This is a genomic window from Acinetobacter pollinis, assembly GCF_015627175.1.
Taxonomy (GTDB): Bacteria; Pseudomonadota; Gammaproteobacteria; order Pseudomonadales; family Moraxellaceae; genus Acinetobacter; species Acinetobacter pollinis.
Genome location: NZ_VTDQ01000078.1, coordinates 1 through 3,614 on the forward strand (window position 1 = coordinate 1; position 3,614 = coordinate 3,614).

A 3,614-nucleotide genomic window follows, 5' to 3' on the forward strand; every position below is an offset into this window, starting at 1 on the left:
AATCATGCGATTTAAGCGTGTTTAACGTATTCCTTGGTGAATTGCACCATCCCATCAAAAGAATGCGTTAGACGAGCTATTTTCCGCACATACTGCGGTTTTTTTAACTCAATGTCTAAATTACTCGCTGAACAGTTCAAATATTTGTGTGAAAGCCTAAAAACGTCTTTATTTAATCTAAAAACATCATCACGCACCCCTCTAAATCCTGCAAGACTCGGCAAAATATCAAGTTGAAATGTTGAAAGCGTTTTACTGTGCTGTGCTTTTTTGAATGCTTGCTCGATTGATTTACTTTTTATTTTCAAAAAATCTTTATGAAGTCGGAATGTCCAAGAGTCTGTTGCTTTGATGCTTTTTTGTTTTTTTTCCTCGCTTGAATAAGGCAATTTCACAAGCTCATACACAGGCACTTTATGATCAGCAGCGAAGTGATAACAAAAACGTGTCTTGCGATTAGCTACATCATAAAAACGCTCAAAGTCGTAACGAAACTCACCCCCAATGCTTTTTAAAATGTATTCGTCATGACCTTTTGAAATATCTGCATCATCGGGAAAAGTCGCAAGAACACAAAAGCGTATTTTTTGATACTTGGCGAGTGACTGATTGTATAAAATCACAATATCAAAAACGCATTTTTTTGTTTCTCTGAGATAGCTACGTTGTCTGCTACTGATATTTGCATTGTAACGATCAGTGAACTTGTTAATCACACTTTCAGCTTTGTTTACATCAACATCAATCTGCTTGTAGTAGCCCGAACCTCGGCTCACGATGTCAATTATTGACTGCAAATACTCACTCGTTTTTACGCAAAAATACAGCATCTACTCCCCCGATTTTAAAAAATTACAAAAAAATTAACGTATTTTCATTGGAAGCAATGCTATACAAGGCTTTTAGCCTTGTCAAAATTGGATTAAAAGCCGCAATTTGTATTCGTGTATATGGTTGTTCCGTGCATTTGATTTCATGATGCAATTTGGCTATGATGAAGTCAGGATATGTGAAAGTCTTATCTCAAAGTGACATTACACTTGATGAGTACACATGCACATCCTCGTCATCCATGCGTCAAATGGAGTAATTAGATACAGCTTATTTGAATATTATTATCTTCTGAGATTTTTAAGATTTCACAAAAATATTCATGTCAAAAAAATTATCTGCATCAAAGAGATTTGCGGAGGTTTTCCCGTTTTTAAAATTTGAAAAAAATTAAAAAATCGGGATTTATCACCCCGATTTTCGATGTAACTAATTCCAAATTTTCCGAACTAGGATCTAACCAATTCTTGTCGGTGAAGCTGCATGCGAGGGAAACCTAGCTGGTGCGGCTACAACGAGGGCTTGAGAGTGAAACTCTCTCATTCTACTCAATTCAAAATAAGCATTTAAAAATTTAATATGTTGTTGGGCGACACAGAAACGGACGTTATGGTGACATAACTAATCCTGTTTTTAAGTAAGGCGAGCAATAAACTAAAAGGATTTTAGTTGAGCGTTAATAACCCTTGTTTGTCATGAGTGATTTTGACATGCAAGCTGATCAGGTGGGCGATAAACATAGAGAAAAACTATGTGCGGTTGGAGTTAGAACAACTCACGAACTGTTTGTACTTGTGAATATATAAGCAAGATAATTCGGATAGCTTAAGCCTGTAACGGCATGCAACTTACAACAGTGAGCATGCTGATCAGAAAATTTTAATTGCACTGTGAATCTAAAGAACTTCTAGCCAAACCCTAATTGCGATCTTGGAACAACTCCGCAAAAAAGGTCAGGAAAATTGGCGAGCGTAACGAATGAAGTTTGAGCGAAAGCAAGAAATAGGGCATTAAAATGAACTTAAAAAATAATGTGGGAAGCTCGTACTAAAGAAACTCGTATTTTTTTAGCTATGGTGGCTATTTAATTAGGTTTTGGCGGTAAGGGTGGGAGATCGGATGATTAGGTTCATGATTTATCATGATAGTCGGGTTCGAGCGAATAAAAACGTGAGCACTTTAGATGAACGAAAGACCGAGCCGATGCTGTGAAAATTTGGAAATGTTGTTGAATGAGCGTGATTGCTCAACAAGTGCTATACACTGACGTGATAAATCAGTATGCACTTGAGTTGCGGCTGGTAACTGTAACTCAATATTTGATTTAGACAAAAATAAGGCTTAAATACTCAAATACTGAGTAATCAAAATTAAATCTAATCATTTAATTTAAATTAACCTAAGCCCCCACTTTCTAAAGTGGGTGGCTTTTCTTTGCTTCATATCAAAATTAACAGAACGAAGTGACTAGAAATTATTTGCTTATCATCTCCCCGACTACGCTTTTGCTTTTAAAAAACTTAACTTCAAAACAGTTTTTACTATCTAAAAAAATAAAAAAAATAAAGTTTTTAAATAAAAAAAAAATCATTTTTTATTTTTAAATATATTTTTAATATTTTTACGTCCGCCACAGCCCTTGTGCCACGTGGGTTTCACCTTTAATAAGTACACCAATTTGCCGTTATAAGTACACCAATTTGCCGTTTGTAACTGAAATAAGTACACCAATTTGCCGTTATAAGTACACCAATTTGCCGTTTATTGACACTTATTTAAAAACGTGTATTAATACACTAAATAATAAAAGAGTTTTAATATGGAAAGTGAATTAGTTGTAAAAGACAATGCTCTAATCAATGCGAGTTACAGCCTCAGTCTTGTTGAACAACGCTTAATTTTATTGGCTACTGTTTCTGTTAGAGAAAATGTTCACAAAATGAATTTAGATTGCTTGGATAGCAAGCCCATTATGATTTCAGCAAGCGATTATATTAATACATTTCACGTTGACCCTAGTGTCGCCTACAAGAGCTTAAAAGAAGCCTGTAAGACGCTGTTTGCTCGTCAATTTAGCTATCAAGAGAACGTAGGGGGGCGTATAGCAAACATGACAAGTCGGTGGGTTCAGAAAATTGGCTATATTGATAACTCCGCCACTGTTGTATTTACTTTTGCTGATGATGTTCTTCCGCTTATTACTGAGTTACAAAAGCACTTTACTAGCTATGAAATCAAACAGACTGCATATTTAAGCAGCGGCTATGCTGTCCGATTGTATGAATTACTGATCGCTTGGCGTAGTTCGGGTAAAACCCCACAAATTAAACTTGAGGACTTTAGAGCTAAAATGGGGGTTCTCAAACACGAATATCAAAGAATGGGGCAATTTAAAGAAAAGGTACTACATATTGCCTTAGAGCAAATTAACAAGCATACGGACATCAAAGCCACGTACGAACAACACAGGGAAGGTCGTTCTATTGTTGGATTTTCTTTTAAATTCAAACAAAAACAGGTTAAAAAACCGATTGAACACAAGAAAGATCAGAACACCCCCGACTTTTTTACGAACATGACTGATAAACAGCGTCATTTTTTTGCTAGTAAATTGTCTGAAATGCCCGAAATGAGCAAATATTCACAAGGCACAGAATCATACGATTGCTTTGCAAAACGCATTGCAGATATGCTTCTGATACCTGAAAAATTCAGAGAACTATATCCGATGCTCGAAAAAGTTGGGTTTAACGCTTAAAATCCCAACTCTATAAACTTTATAG

At 35.7% G+C, this 3,614-nt stretch carries 2 protein-coding genes; one reads left to right on the forward strand and one right to left on the reverse strand.

The annotated features are described in order from the left end of the window. Positions 1–11: 11 nt before the first annotated feature. Complete coding sequence (locus I2F23_RS13660; RefSeq protein ID WP_195773115.1) at positions 12–830, reverse strand: hypothetical protein; 819 nt, start codon at positions 828–830, stop codon at positions 12–14. Between the two features lie 1,820 nt (positions 831–2,650). On the opposite strand from I2F23_RS13660, the gene repM reads away from it, so the two are divergent. Further along, positions 2,651–3,589 carry a replication initiation protein RepM gene (gene repM, locus I2F23_RS13665; protein WP_195773116.1) on the forward strand — a complete coding sequence of 313 codons (939 nt, stop codon included), beginning with the start codon at positions 2,651–2,653 and terminating at the stop codon, positions 3,587–3,589. Positions 3,590–3,614: the final 25 nt, after the last annotated feature.